General features: G+C 65.5%; 4 protein-coding genes. All 4 read right to left on the bottom strand.

The window, feature by feature from the left end; translation table 11 throughout:
• Nucleotides 1–414, bottom strand: a 414-nt coding sequence (locus QZY06_RS21605; RefSeq protein WP_295688197.1) for a hypothetical protein, incomplete at its 3' end; no start/stop codon positions are given.
• Nucleotides 415–514: 100 nt separating this feature from the next.
• Nucleotides 515–826 carry a hypothetical protein gene (locus tag QZY06_RS21600; RefSeq protein WP_295688195.1) on the bottom strand — a complete coding sequence of 104 codons (312 nt, stop codon included), beginning with the start codon at nt 824–826 and terminating at the stop codon, nt 515–517.
• A 38-nt stretch (nt 827–864) separates the two neighbouring features.
• The gene (locus QZY06_RS21595; protein ID WP_295688192.1) at nt 865–1,275 is read right to left on the bottom strand and encodes a glycine zipper domain-containing protein; all 411 of its coding nucleotides are present in this window, start codon (nt 1,273–1,275) and stop codon (nt 865–867) included.
• 134 nt (nt 1,276–1,409) lie between these two features.
• On the bottom strand, nt 1,410–3,374 hold the full coding sequence (locus QZY06_RS21590; RefSeq protein WP_295688190.1) for a DEAD/DEAH box helicase: 1,965 nt from the start codon (nt 3,372–3,374) through the stop codon (nt 1,410–1,412).
• Between the last annotated feature and the right edge of the window lie 223 nt (nt 3,375–3,597).

The raw sequence follows: 3,597 nt of genomic DNA, 5'->3' as shown, positions 1-3,597 counted from the left end.
GTCTTCAGGCGTCGTCGTCGGCGGCTCCGGCTTCGTCGGCAACGGCGTTGGATTCAGCGCCTGATCGAGTACCGACTGCGGCGGGAAATTCCATTCGCCGATGTCCAGGCCCTCGCGCTTCATCACGTCCCGCAATCTCGCCAGTCGCAATGGCCCGCCGGTGGTCGACACCACGGCCGTGCCGCGCCGGGTGACCAGCACTTCCAGCCGCTGCAGCAGGTTCATGCGATCGCGCATGCGATTGCCGGACGGCGCGCGCGATGTCGCCCAGGACGCGGCCGGCAGCCAGATGTCGTTCGGCACGCAGAGCGCGCCTTCGCCATCGAGCACCACCAGCGCGAAGTCGCGGAAGCGGCGCACCTGGCCGTTGCCGATCGCGGCTTCGAGGATGGTCTTGGGGACGTTCAGGGGCATGCGCCATTATCGGTGCAGAACAGGCTCGACGAGCTCCAGCAAAAAGCCCGGCCAGAGCCGGGCTTTTGAACCGTTTTCAACAAACTGCAGATCAATCGGCCTAGCGCTTCTTGCGCTCACCCTTGTGCTTGCCGTTGTCATGATGGTGATGCTCATGACGATCCTTCTCGGCCCGGCGGCGGCTATCGCGGTCATTGTCGGAGCCGGCATTGGCGCCGACACCGGCACCCAGCGCGCCACCCACCGCACCGCCGACGATGGCGCCATCACGGCCGCCGACCGAATCACCGACCGCGGCACCGGCACCACCGCCGATAGCGCCACCGATGACGGCATTGGTTGTATCACCAGCGTAAGCGGTGCCGGACAGCAAGGCGGCCAGGGCCAGCGCCGCAGCAAATTTACGGTTCATCGAAGTCTCCTCATTTCTCTTGGAATGGTCAGCTGCAATCAGTCGTTGCAGTAGCGGTCGTGGCGATGATTGCGGCCATTGTCGCGGCCGCGATCGTAACCGCGGTACTCGACGTAGCGGGGCTCATAGCGCGGCTGGTAGCTACGTTCATAGCGGCCGTCGTAGCTATTACCGTAGCGACGGTTGTCGTAGCGATTGTCATAGCGGGCGTCGTAACGACGGTCATCGTTGCGACGGCCGCTCTGATTGCCGATCGAAGCGCCGACCAGGCCGCCGACGGCACCGCCGACTACTGCGCCATCACGTCCGCCCACCGAGTCGCCGATGGCGACACCGGCCGCAGCACCGATCACCGCGCCGAGAATGGCGTTGCCACGGCTGCCGGCCGAAGCCGGGATGCTGGTGGCCGCGCCGAGCAGCAAGGCAGTTGCAATGAAGGTCTTGAACATGACGTGACTCCTGTTTCCGTGATCCGCTGAACGACGCGGATTCGCGTCGTGTTGGGCACAGATTGCAGGGCTCGCGATGAATCAGAACTGAACTCGCTGCGCGACCGACGAGCGGTCAGCGCGCAACGAAAGCTTCAGACCCGCGGCGGCGGCTTCTTCGCTTTCGGACGCGGCGCAGCACCCGCTTCATACGGCGTCTTCGCCGGCGGTGCGCCCGGCCGGCTCAGCTTCAGCTGGCGGCCGACGACCCAGACCTTCTGCAGGTCACGGAAGATTTCCTTCGGCATGCCGGCCGGCAGATCGACGAGGCTGTACTCGTTCTCGATCTCGATGCGGCCGATGAAGCTCGATTCGACGCCGGCTTCATTGGCGATCGCGCCGACGATGTTGCCCGGCTTGACGCCATGGACATGGCCGACTTCGACGCGGAAGGTTTCCATTGGCACCGATTCTTCACGCGGCGCGCGCTTCGGGCGCGGCGTCTCTTCGCTGCGTGCAGCGAACGAGGGCGCCCCGGCCAGCGAGGCTGGCGGACTGCGCTCGGGACGTTCCGTGCGCTCGGGACGGGCCGGCCGTTCGCTGCTGCGTTCGTAGGGCGCAGCGCCGGTGCTGCTGCCAGCTTCCGGACGCGGACGCACCGGGCGGGCCGGACGCTCGCCGCGCTCGGCAGACGCACTGCGATCGTATTCACGACGCGGCGGCGGGCTGTAGCTTGACGGCGAGGACGACGATTCGACGCTGTAGCTGCGCGGCTTCGGCAGTTCCTGCACGTCGTCGAGCAGCAGCGAGGCATCGCCCTGCACCAGCTTGGCGAGCGCGCAGGCGATCTCGATCGCCGGGATGTTCTTCTCGCGCTCGAAGGCTTCGATGATCGGCCGGAACGGTTCGAGACCGCCGCTGGCGAGAGCATCGGAAATCTTCTGCGTGAAACGGGCGATGCGCTGGGTGTTGACCGCTTCGACCGACGGCAGCTCCATCGGCGTGATCGGCTGGCGCGTGGCGCGTTCGATCAGCTTCAGCATGTGCCGCTCGCGCGGCGCGACGAACAGGATCGCTTCGCCCGAGCGCCCGGCGCGGCCGGTGCGACCGATGCGGTGCACGTAGCTTTCGGTATCGGTCGGGATGTCGTAGTTGAAGACGTGGCTGATGCGCTCCACGTCGAGGCCGCGGGCAGCGACATCGGTGGCGACGACGATGTCGAGGCGGCCATCCTTCAAACGGTTCACGGTCAGCTCGCGGGCGCGCTGTTCCATGTCGCCGTTGAGCGCGGCGACGTTGTAGCCGCGCGCTTCGAGCTTGTCCGCCAGTTCCTGGGTCGCCGCCTTGGTGCGGGCGAAGATGATCATGCCGTCGAAGCACTCGGCTTCGAGGATGCGGGTCAGCGCATCGAGCTTCTGCATGCCCGACACCAGCCAGTAGCGCTGGCGGATGTTGGTCGCGGTGGAAGTCTTCGACTTGATCGTGACTTCGGCCGGATCCTTCAGATAGGTCTGGGCGATGCGGCGGATGACTGCCGGCATGGTTGCCGAGAACAGCGCCACCTGACGTTCCGGCGGTGTTTCCTTGAGGACGAATTCGACGTCCTCGATGAAGCCCATGCGCAGCATTTCGTCGGCTTCGTCGAGCACCAGACACTTGATCTGCGACAGATCCAGCGTGCCGCGCTTCATGTGATCGAGCACACGGCCCGGCGTGCCGACGACGACGTGCACACCGCGCTTCAGCGCCGACAGCTGCGGGCCGTAGCTCTGGCCGCCGTAGATCGGCAGCACGTGGAAGCCGGGAATCTTCGCCGCGTATTTCTGGAAGGCTTCGGCAACCTGGATCGCCAGTTCGCGCGTCGGCGCCAGCACCAGCGCCTGCGGCAGACGCTGCTCGGTATCGAGCTTGGACAGGATCGGCAGCGCGAAAGCGGCGGTCTTGCCGGTACCGGTCTGCGCCTGGCCGAGCACATCGCGGCCGGCGAGCAGATGCGGAATGGTTGCGCCCTGAATCGGCGAAGGGGATTCGTAACCGACTGCGTCGAGCGCAGAAAGCACCGGTTCGGAAAGCGCGAGATCGCGGAACGTGACGGAAACTTCAGCAGCCGGTTCGGACATGTCGATACCTGAAAGAGACACTCGCGCACGAGCGTCCGGGTCTTGGGGGAGGCCAGTTGAAAGGCCGGCGAACGCCCGCAAGAACAGCGGCACTCGAATGACGGCGCGATTTTACTCGCTTGTGCGCCTAGCCATCGGCGAGCGGCGAAATGTGAAGGCAGATGGCTGGTCTGCAAGAGGCTGCACACTCGCGCCGTGAAATATTCGAGACGGCCGTCACGAT

It is taken from the genome of uncultured Nevskia sp., assembly GCF_903885465.1.
In the GTDB taxonomy this organism is placed as follows: domain Bacteria; phylum Pseudomonadota; class Gammaproteobacteria; order Nevskiales; family Nevskiaceae; genus Nevskia.
The sequence above is the reverse complement of the archived record's forward strand: the minus strand, read 5'-3'. Positions and strand labels throughout refer to the sequence as shown.